This window comes from Sphingomonas koreensis (assembly GCF_002797435.1).
Taxonomy (GTDB): Bacteria; Pseudomonadota; Alphaproteobacteria; order Sphingomonadales; family Sphingomonadaceae; genus Sphingomonas; species Sphingomonas koreensis.
The window spans coordinates 155,606-176,099 of the sequence record NZ_PGEN01000001.1 but is presented as its reverse complement, the minus strand read 5'-3'; the positions used below and the strand labels follow the sequence as shown (position 1 = coordinate 176,099).

23 protein-coding genes are annotated in these 20,494 nt (G+C 65.4%); 20 read left to right on the top strand and 3 right to left on the bottom strand.

From position 1 onward, the window contains the following. Positions 1-128 precede the first annotated feature (128 nt). A complete protein-coding gene (locus BDW16_RS00935; protein ID WP_066575219.1) occupies positions 129-1,274 on the bottom strand; it encodes an acyltransferase family protein in 1,146 nt (381 codons plus the stop codon). A gap of 256 nt (positions 1,275-1,530) precedes the next feature. Here BDW16_RS00935 and rpsB point away from each other — a divergent pair, with 256 nt between their 5' ends. Together rpsB and tsf are read left to right on the top strand one after the other, a co-directional pair. Continuing rightward, the gene (gene rpsB, locus BDW16_RS00930; RefSeq protein WP_066575217.1) at positions 1,531-2,352 is read left to right on the top strand and encodes a 30S ribosomal protein S2; all 822 of its coding nucleotides are present in this window, start codon (positions 1,531-1,533) and stop codon (positions 2,350-2,352) included. Positions 2,353-2,451: 99 nt separating this feature from the next. Further along, the gene (tsf, locus tag BDW16_RS00925) at positions 2,452-3,381 is read left to right on the top strand and encodes a translation elongation factor Ts (RefSeq protein WP_066575216.1); all 930 of its coding nucleotides are present in this window, start codon (positions 2,452-2,454) and stop codon (positions 3,379-3,381) included. 173 nt (positions 3,382-3,554) lie between these two features. Here tsf and BDW16_RS00920 read toward each other — a convergent pair whose 3' ends face one another. Next, on the bottom strand, positions 3,555-4,952 hold the full coding sequence (locus BDW16_RS00920; RefSeq protein WP_066575213.1) for a GGDEF domain-containing protein: 1,398 nt from the start codon (positions 4,950-4,952) through the stop codon (positions 3,555-3,557). Between the two features lie 263 nt (positions 4,953-5,215). Between BDW16_RS00920 and pyrH the strand changes: the two genes are divergently transcribed. The 18 genes from pyrH to BDW16_RS00830 all read left to right on the top strand — a co-directional run bounded on the left by pyrH (position 5,216) and on the right by BDW16_RS00830 (position 19,850). Further along, positions 5,216-5,947 (top strand): UMP kinase, encoded by a 732-nt coding sequence (gene pyrH / locus BDW16_RS00915; RefSeq protein ID WP_066575209.1) that lies wholly within the window; start codon positions 5,216-5,218, stop codon positions 5,945-5,947. A 13-nt stretch (positions 5,948-5,960) separates the two neighbouring features. Next, complete coding sequence (gene frr / locus BDW16_RS00910) at positions 5,961-6,518, top strand: ribosome recycling factor (RefSeq protein WP_066575207.1); 558 nt, start codon at positions 5,961-5,963, stop codon at positions 6,516-6,518. Beyond that, entirely contained in the window at positions 6,515-7,255 is a 741-nt protein-coding gene (locus BDW16_RS00905; protein ID WP_075152073.1) for an isoprenyl transferase, read from the top strand. Before frr ends, BDW16_RS00905 begins: the two co-directional genes overlap by 4 nt. Further along, on the top strand, positions 7,252-8,031 hold the full coding sequence (locus BDW16_RS00900; RefSeq protein WP_066575204.1) for a phosphatidate cytidylyltransferase: 780 nt from the start codon (positions 7,252-7,254) through the stop codon (positions 8,029-8,031). The genes BDW16_RS00905 and BDW16_RS00900 overlap by 4 nt, the downstream gene beginning before the upstream one ends. Next, a complete protein-coding gene (locus tag BDW16_RS00895) occupies positions 8,028-9,185 on the top strand; it encodes a 1-deoxy-D-xylulose-5-phosphate reductoisomerase (RefSeq protein ID WP_066575197.1) in 1,158 nt (385 codons plus the stop codon). The genes BDW16_RS00900 and BDW16_RS00895 overlap by 4 nt, the downstream gene beginning before the upstream one ends. Beyond that, on the top strand, positions 9,182-10,315 hold the full coding sequence (rseP, locus tag BDW16_RS00890; protein ID WP_066575196.1) for an RIP metalloprotease RseP: 1,134 nt from the start codon (positions 9,182-9,184) through the stop codon (positions 10,313-10,315). The genes BDW16_RS00895 and rseP overlap by 4 nt, the downstream gene beginning before the upstream one ends. A 78-nt stretch (positions 10,316-10,393) precedes the next feature. Then, positions 10,394-13,165 (top strand): outer membrane protein assembly factor BamA, encoded by a 2,772-nt coding sequence (bamA, locus tag BDW16_RS00885; RefSeq protein ID WP_066575193.1) that lies wholly within the window; start codon positions 10,394-10,396, stop codon positions 13,163-13,165. A 5-nt stretch (positions 13,166-13,170) separates the two neighbouring features. After that, the gene (locus BDW16_RS00880) at positions 13,171-13,812 is read left to right on the top strand and encodes an OmpH family outer membrane protein (RefSeq protein WP_241230503.1); all 642 of its coding nucleotides are present in this window, start codon (positions 13,171-13,173) and stop codon (positions 13,810-13,812) included. After that, a complete protein-coding gene (gene fabZ, locus BDW16_RS00875; RefSeq protein ID WP_066575178.1) occupies positions 13,809-14,291 on the top strand; it encodes a 3-hydroxyacyl-ACP dehydratase FabZ in 483 nt (160 codons plus the stop codon). The genes BDW16_RS00880 and fabZ overlap by 4 nt, the downstream gene beginning before the upstream one ends. Before the next feature lie 115 nt (positions 14,292-14,406). Continuing rightward, positions 14,407-14,637: a 50S ribosomal protein L31 gene (gene rpmE / locus BDW16_RS00870; protein WP_066575173.1), complete on the top strand. Its 231-nt coding sequence runs from the start codon at positions 14,407-14,409 to the stop codon at positions 14,635-14,637. 127 nt (positions 14,638-14,764) lie between these two features. Beyond that, positions 14,765-15,022 carry a PilZ domain-containing protein gene (locus BDW16_RS00865; RefSeq protein ID WP_237241101.1) on the top strand — a complete coding sequence of 86 codons (258 nt, stop codon included), beginning with the start codon at positions 14,765-14,767 and terminating at the stop codon, positions 15,020-15,022. A gap of 76 nt (positions 15,023-15,098) precedes the next feature. Then, positions 15,099-15,815, top strand: coding sequence for a heme ABC transporter permease CcmC (gene ccmC, locus BDW16_RS00860; RefSeq protein ID WP_174532039.1), 717 nt, complete (start codon positions 15,099-15,101; stop codon positions 15,813-15,815). Beyond that, the gene (gene ccmD, locus BDW16_RS00855) at positions 15,812-15,943 is read left to right on the top strand and encodes a heme exporter protein CcmD (RefSeq protein WP_075152066.1); all 132 of its coding nucleotides are present in this window, start codon (positions 15,812-15,814) and stop codon (positions 15,941-15,943) included. The genes ccmC and ccmD overlap by 4 nt, the downstream gene beginning before the upstream one ends. Beyond that, positions 15,940-16,374 carry a cytochrome c maturation protein CcmE gene (gene ccmE / locus BDW16_RS00850; protein WP_066575168.1) on the top strand — a complete coding sequence of 145 codons (435 nt, stop codon included), beginning with the start codon at positions 15,940-15,942 and terminating at the stop codon, positions 16,372-16,374. The genes ccmD and ccmE overlap by 4 nt, the downstream gene beginning before the upstream one ends. Next, positions 16,371-18,305 carry a heme lyase CcmF/NrfE family subunit gene (locus BDW16_RS00845; RefSeq protein WP_066575166.1) on the top strand — a complete coding sequence of 645 codons (1,935 nt, stop codon included), beginning with the start codon at positions 16,371-16,373 and terminating at the stop codon, positions 18,303-18,305. Before ccmE ends, BDW16_RS00845 begins: the two co-directional genes overlap by 4 nt. Then, entirely contained in the window at positions 18,302-18,829 is a 528-nt protein-coding gene (locus BDW16_RS00840) for a DsbE family thiol:disulfide interchange protein (protein WP_066575164.1), read from the top strand. The genes BDW16_RS00845 and BDW16_RS00840 overlap by 4 nt, the downstream gene beginning before the upstream one ends. Beyond that, entirely contained in the window at positions 18,826-19,203 is a 378-nt protein-coding gene (locus tag BDW16_RS00835; protein ID WP_066575163.1) for a cytochrome c-type biogenesis protein, read from the top strand. The genes BDW16_RS00840 and BDW16_RS00835 overlap by 4 nt, the downstream gene beginning before the upstream one ends. Then, entirely contained in the window at positions 19,200-19,850 is a 651-nt protein-coding gene (locus BDW16_RS00830) for a tetratricopeptide repeat protein (protein ID WP_241230504.1), read from the top strand. Before BDW16_RS00835 ends, BDW16_RS00830 begins: the two co-directional genes overlap by 4 nt. A gap of 2 nt (positions 19,851-19,852) precedes the next feature. Here BDW16_RS00830 and cmk read toward each other — a convergent pair whose 3' ends face one another. Continuing rightward, positions 19,853-20,494, bottom strand: a complete 642-nt coding sequence (gene cmk, locus BDW16_RS00825; protein ID WP_066575159.1) for a (d)CMP kinase — start codon at positions 20,492-20,494, stop codon at positions 19,853-19,855.

Here is a 20,494-nt window from a genome sequence, read left to right as displayed (position 1 = left end):
ACCTCCCGGGCGGCGCATGCTTCATGTCCGCTGTGTGGGCCCTTTATGTTCCGCTATCGTTCCATCTGTCAATCTCTTTCTGTTCTCATGTTCCGGCCGCTCGCGGAGCGGCCGGAACATCCGCGCGGCTAGGCGTTCCGCGACAGCAGCCGCTTGCCGAGCCAGCGGCGGACCGGAAGGTCGTAAAGCTTGAGGCTGGCATAGGCGAGCGCGATGGAGGCGGCGGCGACTGCGACCCCACCGAGGATCGCCGCGCCCGTCGACGGCTTATCGGTCACGATCCAGGCCATGTAGATGTACACCAGCGGATAATGGGTGATGTAGAGCGGGTAGGAGAGGTCGCCGAAGAAACGTGCGATGCGAAGTGAGACACCGTCCATCTGCTGCTGCCCCGCGCCGATCGCGACCACCAGCGGGAAGATGACGAGCACGCAGAGCGCTTCATAGAGGCCGTTCATCCAGAGATTGGCCGTGCCGCCGAAGCGAGGCAAGGAGAGCGCGACGATCAGCAGCAGGCTGCTGGCCCAGAATGCGCCCTTCATGCGGATCCGCATCCCGAGCCGCATCATCAGCACGCCGGCGAAGAAGGGGAAGAGCAGGCGGACGAAACCGATATACACGCCTTCCCAGGTGAGCGTCCAACCGCCGACCAGATCGCCGCGCTCGCCGAATACCGCGAGGTGGAACAGCGCCGCGCCCGCGATAGCGACGAGCAGGCCGAGCCAGCGGTTCGACAGCTTGTACAGCCCGGCGGCGTAAAGGATGTTGGCGCAATATTCGAAGAACAGCGACCAGGCCGGGCCGTTGAGCGGGAAGGTCTCGCCCCAGCCGCGCACATCCATCGATGGCAGAACGGGAATGAGGGTGAAGCCGATCACCATCAGCATCAGCACCTGCCAAAGCGAGGCGCCGGCAGCGAGCGGATAGAAGGGATCAATCTGGAACACGAACAACGCTGCGCCGATGATCGAGCCGAGGATCACCATCGGCTGGAGCCGGACGAGGCGGCGCTTGTAGAACTCCCACTGGGTCATCGTGCCCCAGCGGTCGTCATAGGCGTAGGCGACGACGAAGCCCGAAAGCAGGAAGAAGAAGTCCACTGCGAGATAGCCGTGGTTGATGATCATCTTGTGGAGGTCGCCGCCGGTATGCCCCTCGAACAGGTGCATGAGCAGGACCATCAGCGCGGCGACGCCGCGCAGCCCATCCAGAATGACATAGTGGTTCTTGGCCGGCGCGGTTACACTCGCCGGCGCCGCATCTGCACGCGCCAAGATTCCCCTCCCAATGCTGACTCGCCGGCATGATCGCGGCGTTCTCAATGGGACATATACAATACCATTGCATTGATAATGCAATACCAATTGTGCCGCGAGCGTTACGATCGGGGCCTGGCATTGCAATCCGTCGCGGCCTCGGCTAAGGGCGCCGCCTCAACCCCACATGGGAAGCATCATATCCCGGTGCCGCGGGCCATCAGGTTCGTCGGTCACTCGCTTCCCAGAGGATCAACCGGAAGGAGTTATCCCTATGGCGGCACCCGTCGTCTCCATGCAGCAGCTGCTCGAATCGGGCGCGCATTTCGGCCACCAGACGCACCGCTGGAACCCGAAGATGAAGCCCTACATCTTCGGCGAGCGTAACGGCGTCCACATCATCGACCTGTCGCAGACCGTTCCGCTGTTCGCGCGCGCGCTCGAGTTCGTGTCGTCGACCGTCGCCGCCGGCGGCAAGGTGCTGTTCGTCGGCACCAAGCGCCAGGCGCAGGAAGCGATCGCCGAGGCGGCGCGCAAGTCGAACCAGCACTTCGTCAACCACCGCTGGCTGGGCGGCATGCTCACCAACTGGAAGACCATCAGCCAGTCGATCAAGCGCCTCAAGACGCTTGAAGAGCAGCTTTCGGGCGACACGCACGGCCTGACCAAGAAGGAAGTGCTGAACCTGACCCGCGAGAAGGACAAGCTGGAGCTGTCGCTCGGCGGCATCCGCGACCTGGGCGGCATTCCCGACATCATGTTCGTGATCGACGCCAACAAGGAAGAGCTGGCGATCAAGGAAGCCAACACGCTGGGCATTCCCGTCGTCGCGATCCTCGATTCGAACGTCTCGCCCGACGGCATCGCGTTCCCGGTCCCCGCGAATGACGACGCCAGCCGCGCGATCCGCCTGTACTGCGAAGCCATCGCCATCGCGGCGACCCGTGGCAACCAGCACGCGCAGGTGGTGAGCGGTGCGGACTTCGGCGCCGCCGAAGAGCCGCCGGTCGAAGCTGCGATCGCCGAGCCGGAAGCCCCGGCCGCCTCGACCGAGCCGGAAACGGCCGCTGAGGGCGAGCGCCAGATCGACGCCTGAGCCGTCATCGAAGCGTAATTCGGGCGGGGCAGGGCGGTTTTCGCAATGCCCCGCCCGCACCATATTCGAAGCAAACAGCTTAAGCATGAGGAATTAGACATGGCCGAGATCACTGCAGCAGCCGTCAAGGAACTGCGCGAGAAGAGCGGCGCCGGCATGATGGACTGCAAGAAGGCGCTTGCGGAAACCAATGGCGACATCGAGGCCGCGGCCGACTGGCTGCGCGCCAAGGGTCTGGCTGCTGCCGCCAAGAAGTCGAGCCGCACCGCGGCCGAGGGTCTGGTCGGCGTGGCCGTCGCCGGCACCAAGGGCGTGGCCGTAGAGGTCAACTCGCAGACCGACTTCGTCGCGAAGAACGAGATCTTCCAGGGTTTCGTCCGCGACGTGACCGCGGTCGCGCTGGAGCAGGGCATCGACGACGTCGATGCGCTCAAGGCAGCGAAGATCGAGGGCGGTTCGGTCGAGGAAGTCCTCACCGCCAACATCGCCACGATCGGCGAGAACCAGGTTCTTCGCCGCGCGAAGAAGGTCGAAGTGACCAACGGCGCGGTGATCCCGTACGTTCACAACGCTGCCGCCTCGGGCCTTGGCAAGATCGGCGTGCTCGTCGCGCTCGAGAGCGAAGCCGGTGTCGACGTGCTCGAGCCGCTGGGCAAGCAGATCGCGATGCACATCGCCGCGGCCTTCCCACTGGCACTGGACGAGAGCGGCCTCGATCAGGACGTGCTCGAGCGTGAGCGCGCGATCGGCCGCGAGAAGGCGGCGGAGAGCGGCAAGCCGGCCGACATCATCGAGAAGATGGTCGAAGGCGCGGTCAAGAAGTTCGCCAAGGAGAACGCGTTGCTGAGCCAGCTGTTCGTGATGGATGGCAAGACCCCGGTCGCCGACGTCATCGCAAAGGCTGGCAAGGATGCGGGCGCGACGATCGTGCTCAAGGACTATGTCCGCTTCCAGCTGGGCGAGGGCATCGAGAAGGAAGAGAGCGATTTCGCAGCGGAAGTCGCGGCGACGGCGGGCCTGAACCGCTAAGTCGTTTCGCTTTGCGAGCCAGCAGGGGCGTGGCGACTTCGGTTGCCGCGCCCTTCTTCTTGGATCAGGCCGCCTCGTCCTCGATCGGAAGATCCCTCGGCGATCTTGCTCATCTCTTCCGGCAGTTCGGGGTTCTGCACGCCGACATTGCGGAGAAGGATCGCGGGGCGCACCTAGCGCTGCACGGCCTTGCGCTCACCCCATTCGACCCGATTTCGACCGTTCCGTTTCGCCAGATACAGACGCCTGTCCGCAATGTTCGTCAGATCGGTGAGGGGCGTCGCGTCGGCCTGCGCCTCCACCACGCCAATGCTGATCGTCGCCTTCAACACCTGGCCGGACTGGTCGAACAGGCGCAATTGACCGACGCCGGCGCGAAGGCGTTCGGCGACAATGGCCCCGTCTCCCTCCGCTACGATCGGAAGGAGGATCGCGAACTCCTCTCCTCCAAAGCGGCCGAGCAGCGCTCCGTCACGCAACTGCGCGCGTATCGTGTGGGTGAACGCCTGCAGAATCCTGTCCCCGCCTGCATGACCGTGCCGGTCATTGACCTGTTTGAAATGGTCGATGTCGAGCATGAGGACCGCGACCTGACGTTCCTGGCGGGCGAGGAGCCTCATCAATCGCTCGCCGCGATGGAAGAATGCGCGACGGTTCAGCGCTCCGGTCAACGGATCGGTCGAGGCGAGCCGTTCCAGATTGTGCACGATCTCGTTCCGCTCGGCGATGACGGTTGCGACGTAGAGCGGTGTCAGGGTGATGAGCGCCACGCCGAGCCGTACGGAAAGGGCGAAGGCCTGCGACCCGATACCTTCCAGAAGCCGGATATGGTCATGGTTGACTTCGATCAGCACTGCGCAGCTTGTCAGCAGGCCCAGCAGCGCGACGACGGGAATTGAATAGCGAAGGCCGCACCAGAAGAGGCCGGGCAGCGTGAACACGAGAGCGCCCGGTCCGCCGATCACCGTCGCCAGCAACAGGCCGACGACGAGCGAGAGCCCGGGAAGAAGCTTGCGCAGCATGCCGGCGTTCAGCGGCGGACGGGCATAGCGGCGTTCGGCGAGGGGGTAGCGAAGCCGCCGCCGGCGCGGTGCCGGCAGGGTCAGAAGAACGGGCAGAAAGGCCACATAGTTCACGGCTTCCGTAGCGAACCAGAAGAGGAAACCCTGCCAAGAGCTGCCTTCGAAGATGAGCGGATTGGCGATCGTGCCGACGAGGCCAGCCGCAAACGCCGCGAACATGATCGCGGCCGTGACATGATGCAGCGAGCGCGGATCCCGTAGCTTGAGATTGCGTCGCTCAACTCGCGAGAGCAGCAGATACCCAGCGATGATCCCCGCAAGATTCCCCGCAAACAGCAGGACCAACCGCACGGGATCCTCGCCGGTTATCAGATCGGCGAGCAGATATCCGGCTACCCCGCCCAGCCAGCCGGACGCATTGGCGAGGCGCGGAAAGCGTATCAGCAAGCCCAGCATGACTGCGTTCGCGGGCCAGATCGTCGCGAGCGCAGCCGGAGAACGCGTGAGGATGCTGAACATCGCTGACGCAAAGACGGCAAAGAAGACCACCAGGAACGGAGACAGGAGATGCCGGATGGTTTGCTGCGCACGCGCGCGATCGAACCGGAGGTTCTCGACCCCAAGAACTGTAGTCACCTATTCCCCCGAAATGCCCCAAAACCTCCCTAGCCGGATCGTCGCTAATGCTCAATTAGCCATACCATTCGAGGTGACGAGTTCGGGCAATGATGCCGCTTCGCCGCTTGTCCCTGTCGCGAGGCTCATCTAGGGTCCGCGCCGCTTCCCGATAACCCCCAAGAATCAAGGGCCCAATGACCGCGCCACGCTTCAAACGAATCCTGCTCAAGCTTTCGGGCGAAGTGCTGATGGGACAAGGCCAGTTCGGCATCGATCCGGCCACCTGCGAGCGCGTCGCGCGCGAGGTGAAGGCCGCGACCGAGGCCGGGTTCGAGATCTGCATGGTCGTGGGCGGCGGCAACATCTTCCGCGGACTTGCCGGTGCGGCACAGGGATTCGAGCGTGCAAGCGCCGACTATATGGGCATGCTCGCGACCGTGATGAACGCGCTCGCGATGCAGAACACGCTCGAGCGGCTCGGCGTCGATACGCGCGTCCAGTCGGCGATCCCGATGGCGAGCGTCTCCGAACCCTATATCCGCCGCAAGGCGATGCGGCACATGGAGAAGGGCCGTGTCGTGATCTTCGCGGCGGGCACCGGCCTGCCGTTCTTCACCACCGATACGACCGCTGCGCTGCGCGCGGCCGAGATGAACTGCGATGCGCTGTTCAAGGGCACCAGCGTCGACGGCGTGTACAATGCCGACCCAAAGAAGGTGCTGGACGCGACCCGCTACGAGGAACTGAGCTTCGATCGCGTGCTGGTCGACAACCTCAAGGTCATGGACGCGACGGCGGTGGCGCTGTGCCGCGACAACAATATCCCGATCGTGGTGTTCAACATCCGCGACGAGGGCACTCTGGAAGCCGTGCTGCGCGGCGAGGGCACCTCGACGATCGTCCGCAACAATCCCGAATCCGCATAAGAGGAAGCTGAACATGGCCGCATACGACAAGGCCGACCTGGAGCGCCGCATGAACGGCGCGGTCGAATCGCTCAAGCACGATCTGGCGGGCCTGCGCACCGGCCGCGCGAGCACCACGCTGCTCGATCCGGTGACGGTCGAGGTCTATGGCGCGCATATGCCGATCGTTCAGGTCGCAACCGTTTCCGCGCCCGAACCGCGGATGCTGTCGGTGCAGGTGTGGGACAAGTCCAATGTCGGACCGGTCGACAAGGCGATCCGTTCGGCCGGCCTCGGCCTCAACCCGATCGTCGACGGGCAGACGCTGCGCCTGCCGATCCCGGACCTGACCGAGGAACGCCGCAAGGAGCTTGCCAAGCTCGCCAGCAAATATGCGGAGAACGCCCGTATCGCTGCGCGCAACGTGCGCCGCGACGGCATGGACAACCTCAAGGCCGACGAGAAGAAGGGCGAATTCGGTGAGGATGAGCGCAAGCGCCATGAGGCCGAGGTCCAGAAGCTGACCGACGCGACCATCGCCGATATCGACGCGGCGGCGGCGGCAAAGGAAAAGGAAATCCTGGGCAAGTGACCGCGGCTTCCGCGCCTCTTCCGGCCAGTCCGGAAGGCGGGGCCGTTCCCCGCCACGTCGCGATCATCATGGACGGCAACGGACGCTGGGCGAAGGCCCGGCGGCTGCCGCGCATTGCCGGGCACAAACAGGGCGTGGACGCGGTGCGCCGTGTCTCCAGGGCTGCGCGCGAGCTCGGCATCGAGGTGCTGACGCTCTACGCCTTTTCGTCGGAGAACTGGCGCCGGCCCGAGGAGGAAGTACGCGACCTGATGGGTCTGCTGCGTCATTTCCTGAAGAACGAGCTGCGCGATCTGGTCGCCGAGAATGTGCGGCTACGCGTGATCGGCGACTATCACGCCTTGTCGGACGATCTGGTCGCGATGATCGATGGTGCGATCGAGCGCACGTCGGTCAATACCGGCGCGACGCTGGTAATTGCACTCAACTATGGCGCACAGGCAGAGATCGTCGCGGCAGCCCGGCGGCTGGCGGCGGCGGCGAAGGCGGGCGAGCTGGACCCGGCGGCGATCGACGACACGATGTTCGGGGACGCGCTGACTACCCACGGCCTGCCGCCGCTCGACCTGCTGATCCGCACCTCGGGCGAGCAGCGCCTTTCCAACTTCCTGCTTTGGCAGGCGGCCTATGCCGAGCTGCTGTTCGTCGATACGCTGTGGCCCGATTTCGACGGCGCCGCGCTGGCCGATGCAATCGCGCAGTTTGGCAAGCGGCAACGGCGGTTCGGAGGATTGTGACGCAAGCCCCGCCAGGGAAGAATGCCGATCTGCCAGTGCGCGCGCTGGTGGGCCTGCTGCTGATCGCGGTCGCCGCGGCTGCCCTGTGGTGGGGCGGCTTCGCCTTCTGGCTGCTGGTAGCGATCGCCGGCATCATCATGATGCATGAATGGGGCGGACTGCACGGCGCGACGGTGCAGCAGAAGAAGCTTGCCCAATATGCGCTGACCGTGCCGCTCGCGATCATGGCACCGGTGGCCGCCGGACCGGGTTTCCTCGCGTTCGGGCTGGTGCTGGGCGCGATGTTCTTCATCGCAATCGTGACGCGCAACGGCAGGCTGGGGATCGGCGCGCTCTATATCGGATTGCCGGTACTCGCGCTGCTCACGCTGCGCACGGGGCAGCAGGGGCTGCTCCTTGCCTTCTGGACGATGGCGCTGGTCTGGGCGTGCGACATCGGTGCCTATTTCGCCGGACGCACTCTTGGCGGCCCGAAGCTGATGCCCGCGGTGAGCCCCAACAAGACCTGGGCGGGGCTGATCGGCGGCGTGGCGGGCGCCGGGCTGTTTGCGGCGATCCTGACGCTCAGCGGACTGGACTGGCGGCTGGCCGCAGCGACCCCGGCGCTCGCAGTGCTCGCGCAAATGGGCGATCTCTATGAAAGCTGGCTCAAACGCTGCGCAGGCGTCAAGGATTCGGGCAACCTGCTGCCCGGCCATGGCGGCGTGCTCGACCGGCTCGACGGGCTCGTGGCGGTGGCGCCAGTGGCGGCATTGCTGGTGCTGGCAATTCGATGAGGAGCGTCACCATCCTCGGCGCGACCGGATCGGTCGGCACTTCGACGCTCGACCTGATCGAGCGCACGCCGGACGCGTTCGAGGTTCTGGCGCTGACCGCCAATAGCGATGCCGAAGGGCTGGCCGCTGCCGCGAAGCGAGTGAACGCCAGGGTCGCGGTCGTAGCGGATGAGCGCTGCCTTCCCGCATTGCAGGCCGCGCTTGCCGGAAGCGAGGTCAAGGCGGCAGGCGGCATCAATGCCGTATGCGAAGCCGCCCGCATGGGGGCCGACTGGACGATGGCCGCGATCGTCGGCACCGCAGGCCTCAAGCCCGTGATGGCCGCGATCGAGGGCGGCAAGACGGTAGCGTTGGCAAACAAGGAGTCGCTTGTCTCTGCAGGCGACGTCGTGACGCGCGCGGTTGCCGGGCACCACGCGACACTGCTGCCGGTCGATTCAGAGCATAACGCTATTTTCCAGTGTTTTGAGACCAGTAATGCAGACAAGGTCTCAAAGATCATCCTGACCGCGAGCGGCGGTCCTTTCCGTGAACGATCGCTGGAGGAGATGCGCGGGATCACCCCGGAACAGGCGGTGGCCCATCCCAACTGGTCGATGGGTGCCAAGATCAGCGTCGATTCGGCAACGCTGATGAACAAGGGGCTCGAGTTGATCGAGGCATTCCACCTGTTCCCCGTAGCCCCCGAGCAGCTCGACGTCATCGTCCACCGCCAGTCCGTGATTCATTCGATGGTCGAATATGCCGACGGATCGGTCCTGGCTCAGCTCGGCTCACCCGACATGCGCGTGCCGATCGCCCATGCGCTGGCCTGGCCGCGGCGAATGGAAACGCCGTGCCAGAAGCTCGACCTGACGCGGATCGGGCGGCTCGACTTCGAGGCACCCGACTACGACCGATTCCCATGCCTCAGGCTGGCACGGGAGGCGCTGGCGGCGGGCGGGGCCCGGCCCGCGGTGCTCAATGCCGCGAACGAAGTGGCGGTTGCCGCATTCCTCGCACGGCGCATCGGCTTTCTTGAAATTGCCGCAATCGTCTCGGATACGCTGGAGCGCTATGATCCGGCCGCACCGGAAACGCTCGATCAGGTCTTGATGATCGACGCGGAGGCGCGGAACATTGCGGGTGAGCGTGTGAAGGACTGCGTCATTTGACCGAGAATCCCGGTTTCTTCTTCTACATCCTCGCTTTCCTGCTGGTGATCGGGCCGCTCGTGTTCGTGCACGAGCTGGGTCACTATTGGGCGGGCCGGCTGTTCGGGATCAAGGCGGACGTCTTCTCGATCGGCTTCGGGCGCGAGGTTGCGGGCTTTACCGACAAGCGCGGGACGCGCTGGAAGTTCGGCTGGCTGCCGATGGGCGGCTATGTCAAGTTCGCCGGCGACATGAACCCGGCGGGGCAGCCCGATGCAGCATGGCTCTCGCTTCCCGCGGCTGAGCGGGCCAGGACATTCCAGGCCAAGCCAGTGTGGCAGCGCGCCATCGTCGTCGCGGCTGGGCCGGCAACCAATTTCCTCGTTGCGATCCTGATTCTCGCTGCGTTCGCAATGACCTTTGGCGAAAACCGCACGCCGAGTGTCGTCGGGCTGGTCGAGGCGAACAGTGCTGCGGCGACTGCGGGTCTGCAAACGGGCGACCGGATCGTGGCGGTCGAAGGCCGCGCGATGACGCGGTTCAACGATCTGCGCCGCTATTTCACCCTGCGGCCCGACGAGACGGTTAGGCTGACCATCGAACGCAGCGGCGTGCGGCAGGAGCTGAATGCGACGATCGGCGTCCGCGTGGAGCGGGACCGGTTCGGCAATGAGTACCGGATCGGACGGATGGGCATCGGTCCGACCGCTGCGGTACACGAAACGGTCGGGCCGCTCGAAGCGCTCCCCGCCGGATTGCGCATGACCGGCGAGGTCGTACAGACCACGTTGGACGGGCTGGCACAGATCATTACCGGCCGCCGCTCTGTGGAGGAGCTGGGCGGGCCGCTGCGAATCGCGCAGGTCTCCGGCGAACGGTTCGTGCTGGGGCCGACCGAGTTCGTATTCCTGATCGCGCTCGTCTCGATTAATCTGGGATTCATCAACCTGTTGCCAGTCCCGGTGCTGGATGGCGGCCATCTTCTGTTCTATGCGATCGAAGCGGTGCGGCGGAAACCCGTCGGGCCGGAGGTGATGGAGTGGGCGTTCCGCGGCGGGATGGTGGCGATCCTGGCGCTGATGCTGCTGGTGACATTCAACGATCTCGGCGCCTTTGGCGTGTGGAGAAATCTGGCTGGGTTGATCGGCTGACGCGGTTGGGGCAGGGCGGTTCGCCGTCGGCCCACGCTTCGGCCAGAACAACTCTTCAAGTCCGACTGGGGTAGGATAGTGACTGCAATCAAGGTGACTAAAATCGGCGTGCGCGCCACCGCACTGCTCCTGACGGGCACGGTGCTGTCGGGCGTGGCGTTCGCGCAGCAGGCGCCCCAGCCGCCCGCGCCGGCTCAACCCGCCCAGGCAACGGCACAGCAGGCCCCGGTGACGCCGGTTGCGGTTCCGGAACCGGCGCGGACGATTCGCTCGCTGCGCGTCGAGGGCACGCAGCGCCTCGAGCCGGAGACGGTGCTGTCCTACACTCGTCTCCGCGTGGGGCTGTCGTACACCACGGAAATTCTCGACCAGGCGATCCGCGACCTGCTGGCAAGCGAACTGCTGGCCGACGTGACGATCGAGGGCGTCGAGAGCGGCGACATCGTGGTGCGCGTTCGGGAGAACCCGATCATCAACCGCGTGGTGCTCGAGGGCAACAAGCGGCTGAAGAACGACAAGATCGTCAAGGAAATCAAGCTGGCGCCGCGCCAGATGTTCACCCGCACCGCGGTGCGGGCGGACGTCGCACGCATCGTCGAGCTGTATCGCCGTCAGGGCCGCTTCGCCGCGCGCGTCGAGCCGAAGATGGTCAGCCTCGACCAGAACCGCGTCGACGTGATCTTCGAGATCGAGGAAGGCGCCAAGTCCAAGGTTCGCCAGATCAACATCATCGGCAACGAGGTGTTCGACGACGGCAAGCTTCGCGGCGAGATGGCGACCAAGCAGGCGCGCCTCACCAGCATCTTCAGCTCGAACACCAGCTACGATCAGGACCGTCTGGCCTATGATCAGCAGAAGCTGCGCCAGTTCTACCTGACCCAGGGTTATGCCGATTTCCGTGTCGTGTCCGCCGTCGCCGAACTGACGCCGGACAAGAAAGACTTCATCATCACCTATGTCGTCGAGGAAGGGCCGCGCTACAAGTTCGGTCCGGTGACCGTCGACAGCAACATTCGCGACTTCGACGACAAGGTTCTGGCCGGAAACCTCGCGATCAAGGAAGGCGCCTGGTACAACGCCAAGATGGTCGAAGACACGGTCGACCAGCTCTCCGAGACGGCGGGCATGTTCGGCTACGCCTTCGCCAACGTCTCGCCCGAGTTCAAGCGCGATCGCGAGAAGTTGACGATGACGCTCAACTTCAACATCGCCGAAGCCCGCCGCACCTATGTCGAGCGGATCGACATCGTCGGCAACACCCAGACGCAGGACAAGGTGATCCGCCGCGAACTTCGGCTTGCCGAGGGCGACGCGTTCAATACCTTCCTGGTCAAGCGCTCGCAGGACCGCATCAACTCGCTCGGCTATTTCGGCGAGAAGTTCGAGATCGAGCAGAAGGAAGGCTCCGCGCCCGACCGCGTGGTGCTGACCGCCAATGTCGAGGAAAAGTCGACCGGCGAGCTGACGCTGTCGGCCGGTTTCTCGAGCCTCGAGCGGTTCATCTTCCAGGGCTCAATCCGCCAGCGCAACTTCCGCGGCAAGGGTCAGGACCTGCGCCTGTCGGCCGACTATTCGAGCTATTCGAAGTCGGTCGAGGTGGGGTTCACCGAACCCTATCTGTTCGACCAGAACATCGCGCTGGGCGGCACCATCTTCCGCCGCGACTACAACTCGTTCAACTATCTGGGCAGCGATCGCCGGACCACCTACGAGCAGGTGTCGACCGGTGGCCAGCTGGTGCTGGGCGTGCCGCTGACCGAATATTGGACCGCGTCGGCGCGCTACTCGCTCACCCATGACTCGGTCGGCCTCGACCGGAACACCTTCTTCACCGACGGCAAGTGCGACCCGCTCAAGGCGGGGCGCTATCTTTGCGACGCACTGGGCAAGCGCTGGACATCGGCCGTCGGCCTGTCGCTGATCTATGACAGCCTGAACAGCCGCCTGCGCCCGACCGCGGGCCAACGGCTGGTGGTGGGCGGCGATGTCGCCGGCCTTGGTGGCGATGTGAAGTATCTACGCGGCCGTTTCGATGCCGACAAATACTGGAATATCGGCGGCGGCTGGATTTTCTCGGCGGGCCTCGAGGGCGGTTATATCCATAGCCTGGAAAAGGCGGCGGCCGGCACCGATCCGGTGCGGATCACCGATCGCTTCTTCCTGGGCGAACCCCAGTTCCGCGGCTTCGACATCCGCGGTGTGGGACCGCGTATCCAGCGGCTCAGCTATACCGGCAGCGTCGCGGCCGGGAACCAGACACTGATCACGGACAAGGATCAGATCTTCGACGACGCGATCGGCGGCCGGGCCTATTACCTCGGCAAGCTCGAGCTCGAGATTCCGCTGGGCGCGGGCGCGCGCGAGATGGGCATCCGTCCGTCGATCTTCGTGATGGCCGGGGCGAACTGGGGCGTGCGTCAGCCGGGCAAGACGGCCAACTTCACGCAGGCGACCGATGCAGCCGGCAAGCTGCTGTTCAACGCCGACGGGTCGCCCTCGCTGCTCCCGATCGAGACGCAGTTGTTCGATTCGGCCGGGCGGGCGCTCTTTGTCGTTCCGACAACCGACGCGGTTGCGCCTGGTCTCGCAACGACATGCGCGATCGGCTATTCGGCGACCTCCGGGGGGCCGTGTACCGGGACCTCGATCAACACCCGGGCAGTCGATACGACATCACCGTTCCTGGAGCGTTTCCTGGGTAACACGCCTCGTCCGCGCGTATCGGTGGGCATCGGCGCCAACTGGAATTCGCCGTTCGGGCCGCTGCGGCTTGACCTCGCCTACGCTCTCACCAAGGTGGAAGGCGACGACGACAAACTCTTCAGCTTCAACGTAGGAACATCCTTCTGATGACCATGATCAAATCCCTTATGTTGGTTGCCGCCGCCGCGGCGCCGGTTGCGATCGCCACCGCCGTTCCGGCGCATGCCCAGGTCGCCGGGGTCGCTGTCGCCGATCCCGAAGCAGCGATCCAGAACAGCAACGCGTGGAAGACGGCGCTGAGCCAGATCCAGACGACGCACAAGACCGCGCTCGACCAGGCGAACGCACGGGCGACCGCGACGCAGAACGAACTGCGTCCGCTCGTCCAGGCGCTCCAGACTGCGAGCCGCGCGCCCAACGCCAACCAGCAGCAGCTGCAGCAGCAGGCAGCGTCGATCCAGCAGAAGGAACAGGCAGCGCAGGCCGAGATCGGCCGGCTGACGCAGCCCGCGCAGCTCGCGCGCGCCTATGTCCTCGAGCAGATCAACCGCCAACTCAGCCCGGCGTCGCAGGCTGTGATCAGCCAGCGCAAGCTGCAGCTTCTCCTGCGTCCCGAGGCGCTGCTCTGGGCCGGTCAGGCCACCGATGTGACGGCGGCGATCACTACCGAACTGAACCGGCTGGTGCCGAGCGTCAGCATCACCCCGCCGGCCGGCTGGCAGCCGGGCCAGCAGCAGGGGGCTCAGCCCGCCGCGCAGCCCACTCCGACGCAGCCCGCGCCGCAGGGCCGATGAGCGACGAGGGCGCAGTGACGGGAGCCTCGATCGGCCCGCTCGATATCGGGCGGGTCATGGCGGCGCTCCCGCACCGTTATCCGATGCTGCTGGTCGATCGGGTCGAAAGCCTGATCCCCGACCAGCGCATCGTCGCGATCAAGGCGGTGACGATCAATGAGGAGTTCTTCCAGGGGCATTTCCCGGGAAGGCCGATCATGCCCGGCGTGCTTCAGATCGAAGCACTGGCGCAGGCTGCGGGCGTACTCGCGGTCGAGAGCCTTGGCCTCGCCGGCACCGGCAAGCTTGTCTATTTCATGTCGATCGACGGCGTGAAGTTCCGCAAGCCCGTCGAACCCGGCGTACTGCTGCGGCTCGAGGTCGAGTTCGTCCAGAAGCGCTCGCGCGTCTGCAAGTTCGCGGGCAAGGCGTATCTGGGCGATGACCTTGCGACCGAATGCGAGTTCACCGCGATGATCGCGGACCCGCCGAGCGCCTGACGATAGGCGGGCCGATGCGGTCCCAACCATGATTGCAACACGGGCGCGGCTCTGCTAGGGGCCGCGCCTCTTGCTGCCGGTCGGAAACCGGTGGCCTATCTCAAGGAAAAGACCCGTGAAGAAAGACACGCACCCCGACTATCACATGATCAAGGTGCAGATGACCGACGGCACCGTGTTCGAGACCCGCTCCACCTGGGGCAAGGAAGGCGACACGATGCAGCTCGACATCGATCCGCTGGCGCATCCGGCATGGACCGGCGGCCGCGGCCAGATGCTCGATTCGGGCGGTCAGGTGGCGCGCTTCAACAAGCGTTTCGGCGGGCTCTCGCTCTCCAAGAAGTAAGGTCTGCAGGGCTAGCGCCGTTAACGCGGCGTTAGCCATGACAGCCTAGATTTGCCCGATGATCTCGACGGGCAAACACAGCTTCACCGCAGAATTCGAACCAGCGGTTCTTGGCCGGCGGCGCTCCATGCGTGCGCCGGTCTCGCTTGATGCGAAGGTGGGGCGCGGCGGCCTCGATCGCGCGCTGTGCCGCGTGGTCGATCTCTCGCTCCACGGCGCCAAGATCGAGACCTTCTCCGCGCTGCGCCGCGATTCGATGATCTGGCTGACGCTCCCGCATGTCGGCCACTGGGCCGCCCGTGTCGTGTGGGCCACGGATTTCGAGGCGGGCCTTGAATTCCAGATCGCACTTTCCGAGAGCGAGTTCGACAAGCTCGCCGCCTGAAACGCCCCCGCATGACATTTGCATGAATCCGGGTTTGGACTTGGGCGGCGAATCCGCTTAAAGGCGGCGAAACGCCGTGATCCACGCACTCGCCAACCCAACGCGCTTCCTAAAGATCGCGCGCCCGCTGACGCCCATCCTGTTCTGGAGCGGGCTGCTGCTGGTGCTCGCCGGTGCCTGGGGCGGCCTCACCCAGACCCCGCCCGACTATCTCCAGAAGGAGAGCGTCCGCATCCTCTATATCCATGTGCCCAGCGCGTGGCTGGGGATGGGCGGCTGGACCTCGCTTGCCATCGCCTGCTTCGCATATCTGGTGTGGCGGCATCCGCTGGCGAGCCTGGCCGCGCGCGCGATCGCGCCGGTGGGAGCCATGTTCGCCGCGCTGTGCCTCATCACGGGTTCGATCTGGGGACGCCCGACCTGGGGCACCTGGTGGGAGTGGGACGGGCGGCTGACATCGATGCTGCTGCTGTTCTTCGTCTATATTGCCTGGATCGCGCTGGAGCGTGCCGACCGTGAGCGGGGCGGCGACGGACGTATTCCCGCGCTGTTCGGGATCGCGGGAACCGCGTTGCTGCCCGTGATCCGCTACTCGGTGGTGTGGTGGCAGACTCTGCATCAGGGGCAGAGCATCACGCTGACCCAGTCGAGCATCCATGATTCGATGCTATGGCCGCTGCTGCTGACATCGTCGGGCTTCAGTCTCATGTTCGGCGGGATCGTGCTGATGCGGATGCGCGCGGCACTGGCGACCCAGCGGCTCGAGGCAAGATTGCGGCGGATGGCGGCATGAACCACTGGCCTTTCATCCTCGCGGCCTATGCCGCGGTGACCATCGGCGTCGGCGGGCTTTCGCTGGCGAGTTGGCTGGCGATGCGTAACGCCGAGCGTGCGGCCGAAGCGCTGAGGGATCGCAAGTGAAACGCAAGCATCAACGCCTGGCCCTGGGCCTCGCCGCGTTCGTTGCGATCGGCGGAGCAAGCGGGCTGGCGCTGTCGGCGCTCAAGGACCAGGCTGCGTTCTTTTACACGCCGAGCGACGTTGCGACCAAGAATCCGCCAGTGGACAAGGCCGTGCGGCTGGGCGGAATGGTCGAGACCGGGTCGATCAGGCATCTGCCCGATGGCGTGACGATCAGCTTCGTCGTCACGGACAAGGAGGCAAAGGTGCCGGTACGCTTCACCGGCGTCGCGCCCGACCTGTTCAAGGAAGGTTCGGGCGTCGTCGCGGAGGGCAGGTTCACCGCCGATGGCGGTTTCGTAGCGGATAACCTGCTCGCCAAGCATGACGAGCGCTACATGCCGCCCGAGATCGCCGACAAGATGCCGCCTCCGGAAACGCTGGCCAAATGATTGCCGAGGCAGGGCTCGCGGCGCTGTGGCTTGCCGCGGCGATGGCGCTGATGCAGCTGGCGATGGCGGCACTGGGACTGCGCCTCAGGAAGGAGGATCTCGTCGCGGCGGTGCGTCCGACGGCGATCGTGCAGGGCGCGCTGGCGGCCCTGTCGTTCGGGCTGCTGATTGTCCTGTTCCTGCGGTCGGACATGTCGGTGTTGCTGGTCGCGCAGAACAGCCATTCGGCGAAACCGCTGCTCTACAAGTTCGCGGGCGCATGGGGGAACCATGAAGGCTCGATGCTGCTATGGGTCACCGTGCTGGCCCTGGCCGGGGCGGCAATTGCATTACTCGAGAAGAAGCTCGACCGAGCAACGCTGACCGCGACGCTGGGCGCGCAGGCGTTCATCGCGCTGGGCTTTTACGCCTTCTTGCTGGTCGCTTCGAGCCCGTTCACCCGGCTCGATCCGCCGGCGCTGGACGGGCTGGGGCTCAACCCGCTGCTGCAGGATCCGGGCTTGGCCTTCCACCCGCCGACGCTGTATTTCGGCTATGTCGGGCTTTCGATCGCTTTCTCCTTCGCGGTCGGCGCGATGGTGACACGCGACGTCGGGCCGGTGTTCGCGCGTGCGATGCGGCCCTGGGTATTGGCGGCGTGGGTCTTCCTGACCATCGGCATCACCGCAGGCAGCTACTGGGCCTATTACGAGCTAGGCTGGGGCGGCTGGTGGTTCTGGGACCCGGTCGAGAACGCATCGCTGATGCCATGGCTGGCGGCGACTGCCTTGCTCCATTCGGTCAATGTGCTGGCGGCGCGCGACGGGCTGCGCGCCTGGACGCTGATGCTGGCGGTCGTCGCCTTCTCGATGTCGATGGTCGGCACCTTCCTGGTCCGATCGGGCATTCTGACCAGCGTCCATGCCTTTGCGGTCGATCCCGAGCGCGGCAGCTTCATCCTTGTCCTTCTCGCCATTTATATCGGCGGCGCGCTGGCGCTGTACGGCGCACGCGTCGGGCGGGTGAAGGCGGGGCAGGGGTTCGACCTGCTCAGCCGTGAGGGCGGGCTGGTACTCAACAACCTGCTGCTCAGCGTCATTCTGGGCATCGTGCTGATCGGCACGCTCTACCCGATCCTCGCGCAGGCGATGGGCGAGCAGCTTTCGGTGGGGCCGCCCTTCTTCAACAAGGCGGCCGGGCCGGTCGCGCTGGCGCTTGTCGCGGCGATGGCGGTAGGGCCGCTGCTCAACTGGCGGCGCGATCACGTCAATGCCCTGCTGACCAAGCTGACCGTGCCGCTCGCGCTGAGCGTGTTGGTGATGGCAGGGACGTTTGCCGCGGCGCCGGGCACGGGCTGGATGGAGATTGTCGGGCTCGGCCTTGCTGCTGGTCTTGCGGTGGCGAGCTTCGCGCCTTTGTGGAAGCGCAAGCTGCTACGGACCCCGCTGTTCACCTGGGGCATGGTGATCGCGCATTTCGGCGTCGCGGTGAGTCTGGCGGGCATGGCGGCAGACAGCGCGTTCACCAGCGAACGGCTGGTCGCGGCACGTTATGGCCAGCCCTATTATGTCGGCCCTTGGCGCGTGGTGCTGAACGGCGTGGCGCCGGTGGTCGGCGACAATTGGTCGGCGGTCGAGGGGCGGGTGACGGCAAGCCGCGGGCCGGTGGATGGACCGATGATCCTGCTGCGGCCGCAGCGGCGCTTCTACTCGTCGCCGCCGACCGATACTGCGGAAGCCGCGATCTCGACCCGGCTCGACGGCCAGCTCTATGCGGTACTCGGCGCGCAGGATGCTCAGGGACGCTGGCAGCTACGACTGTGGTGGAAGCCGTTCGTGACGCTGATCTGGTTCGGCGGCGGGCTGATCGCGCTGGGCGGCGCCCTGTCGTTGCTTGGCCGCCTCAAGCGCGAACGGAGGAATGTAAAGCGGCGCGAGGAGGCTGAACTGTGAAGCGCTGGACGCTCTGGGTACCGCTCGTGATCTTTCTCGCCGTGGTCGTACTGGCCGCGTGGCGGCTGACCGCTACTGGTGAAGCCGTGGTCAAATCGGCGCTCGTCGGCAAGCCGCTGCCTGAGTTCAGCCTGCCAGCGATGGTCGATGGCAAGCCCGGCCTTTCCCGCCGCGATCTTGCGACAGGCAAGCCACGGTTGCTCAACGTGTTTGCGAGCTGGTGCGTGCCCTGCATCGCCGAAGCGCCGCAGCTGTTGAAGCTCAAGGCGGCAGGCGTCGAGATCGACGCAGTGGCGATCAAGGACAGCCCCGAGGCGGTGAAGGCGTTCCTGTCCCGTCATGGCGATCCCTATGCACGAATCGGGGACGATCGCGACCGGATCGTCCAGATCGGCATCGGATCATCAGGTGTCCCCGAGACTTTCGTGATCGACGGACAAGGGCGGATTGCGGCTCAGCATATCGGCGACATTCGCGCGGAGGACGTGCCGGAACTGCTCAAGGCGCTGGAGGCGGCGGAATGAGCGTGTTGCTCGCCTTCGCGCTCGCCGCGGGTGTACCCGCCGACCTTGGCTATTCGCAGATCCCCGACGCTTCGAAGGAGGCGCAGGCTGCGAAGTTGATGGGCACGCTGCGCTGTCTCGTCTGCCAGGGGCAGTCGATCGCGGACAGCGACGTTGATATGGCCGCCGACATGCGCCGGATCGTGCGCCAGAAGATCGTGGCAGGCGAAAGCCCGGAGGCCGTGCGTGGCTGGCTGATCGAGCGCTATGGCAGTTACGTGACCTACGATCCGCCGCTGAACTGGATCACCGCTCCGCTCTGGCTGACCCCATTGCTGCTGCTCGCCGCGGGTCTGTGGCTGGCGCGCGGGACGCTTCGGAGGCGGCGTAAATGATGGGCTGGATTGCACTTGCCGTAATCGGCGCGGCGGCATTCGCCCTGCTCTGGCTTCTCAGACTGTCGCGTACCTTGTGGTCGTTCGCAGGGGCTGCGCTGATGCTGGGCGCTGCGGGCTATGCGCTTCAGGCGCGGCCGGATCTGCCCGGCGCGCCGGTCGCAGCAGCGAAGAAGGCGCAACCGGACGAACCTGAACTGCATGAGATTCGCGGCAAGATGTTCGGGCGCTTCACGTCGATCGACGGCTATTTCTTTGCAGCCGACGCGCTTGTGCGCGGAGGCGACCCGGACAAGGCTGCAAGAATGATGCTGGGCGGAGTGCGCTCTTCCCCGCTGGATGCTTCGCTCTGGACCTGGCTCGGAATGACTTTGGTCGAGTCGGATGGTGGAACCATGTCGCCTGCCGCCGGCCTGGCGTTTCGCCGCGCTGTAGCGCTGGCGCCCGAACATCCCGGGCCTGCCTTTTTCTACGGCCTGGCCCAGGCACGCACAGGCAAGCTCGATGCAGCGCTGCCTTGGCTGGAGCGATCGTTGAAGCTGACCCCCGAAAAGGCGGATTACCGGCCGGAGGTCGAGCGGACGGTGCGTTCGGTCAAGCTCTTTGCAGTGATGCGGGCGCGGCAAGCATCGCCGCCAGCGCGCTGAAATCAGGTCGCCCCGGCGGCCTTTTTGGCCAGCTGCGTTTCAACCATCTGGATCGCCTTCTCCACAGCCGCCTCGATCGACAGGAAGCTGGTGTCGAGCAACGCCGCATCCGGGGCAGCAACAAGCGGTGCCTCGGCGCGCCTCGAATCGCGATCGTCGCGGGCGCGGATATCGGCCAGCACCCTGTCTAGGCTGGCCATGATCCCGTTGCGGCGCAGCTCCGCATGGCGACGCTGGGCGCGGATCGTGGGGGTCGCCTTGACGAAGAGCTTGGCGTCGGCATCCGGCGCGATCACCGTGCCGATATCGCGCCCGTCAAGGATCGCGCCCCCGGGTTGCTGGGCGAATCGCTTCTGGCGCTGGAGCAACGCCGCGCGAACCAGCGGGTGCGCGGAAACGACCGAGGCGACCTTGCCCACCTCGTCGCTGCGCAGCCATTCGTCGGCGAGCAGCAGATCGTCGAAGCCGGTCGCGGCGACGGCGTCGGCCTCCTTTTCCGGGTTCAACTCCTCGCGCAGGACCGTCGCGGCGACGGCGCGGTAGAGCAGGCCGGTGTCGAGATGCGGAAGCTGATAGTGTCGCGCAAGCGCTCGGGCGATGGTGCCTTTTCCGGATGCGGCGGGGCCATCGACGGCAATGATCAT

Coding starts and splice junctions, on each gene's coding strand:
- BDW16_RS00880 (WP_241230503.1), top strand. CDS start 13,171: ATGATCAAATCCCTTATGTTGGTTGCCGCCGCCGCGGCGCCGGTTGCG.
- BDW16_RS00845 (WP_066575166.1), top strand. CDS start 16,371: ATGATTGCCGAGGCAGGGCTCGCGGCGCTGTGGCTTGCCGCGGCGATG.
- ccmD (WP_075152066.1), top strand. CDS start 15,812: ATGAACCACTGGCCTTTCATCCTCGCGGCCTATGCCGCGGTGACCATC.
- tsf (WP_066575216.1), top strand. CDS start 2,452: ATGGCCGAGATCACTGCAGCAGCCGTCAAGGAACTGCGCGAGAAGAGC.
- BDW16_RS00835 (WP_066575163.1), top strand. CDS start 18,826: ATGAGCGTGTTGCTCGCCTTCGCGCTCGCCGCGGGTGTACCCGCCGAC.
- cmk (WP_066575159.1), bottom strand. CDS start 20,494: ATGATCATTGCCGTCGATGGCCCCGCCGCATCCGGAAAAGGCACCATC.
- BDW16_RS00865 (WP_237241101.1), top strand. CDS start 14,765: ATGCGTGCGCCGGTCTCGCTTGATGCGAAGGTGGGGCGCGGCGGCCTC.
- frr (WP_066575207.1), top strand. CDS start 5,961: ATGGCCGCATACGACAAGGCCGACCTGGAGCGCCGCATGAACGGCGCG.
- BDW16_RS00830 (WP_241230504.1), top strand. CDS start 19,200: ATGATGGGCTGGATTGCACTTGCCGTAATCGGCGCGGCGGCATTCGCC.
- fabZ (WP_066575178.1), top strand. CDS start 13,809: ATGAGCGACGAGGGCGCAGTGACGGGAGCCTCGATCGGCCCGCTCGAT.
- pyrH (WP_066575209.1), top strand. CDS start 5,216: ATGACCGCGCCACGCTTCAAACGAATCCTGCTCAAGCTTTCGGGCGAA.
- BDW16_RS00895 (WP_066575197.1), top strand. CDS start 8,028: ATGAGGAGCGTCACCATCCTCGGCGCGACCGGATCGGTCGGCACTTCG.
- rpsB (WP_066575217.1), top strand. CDS start 1,531: ATGGCGGCACCCGTCGTCTCCATGCAGCAGCTGCTCGAATCGGGCGCG.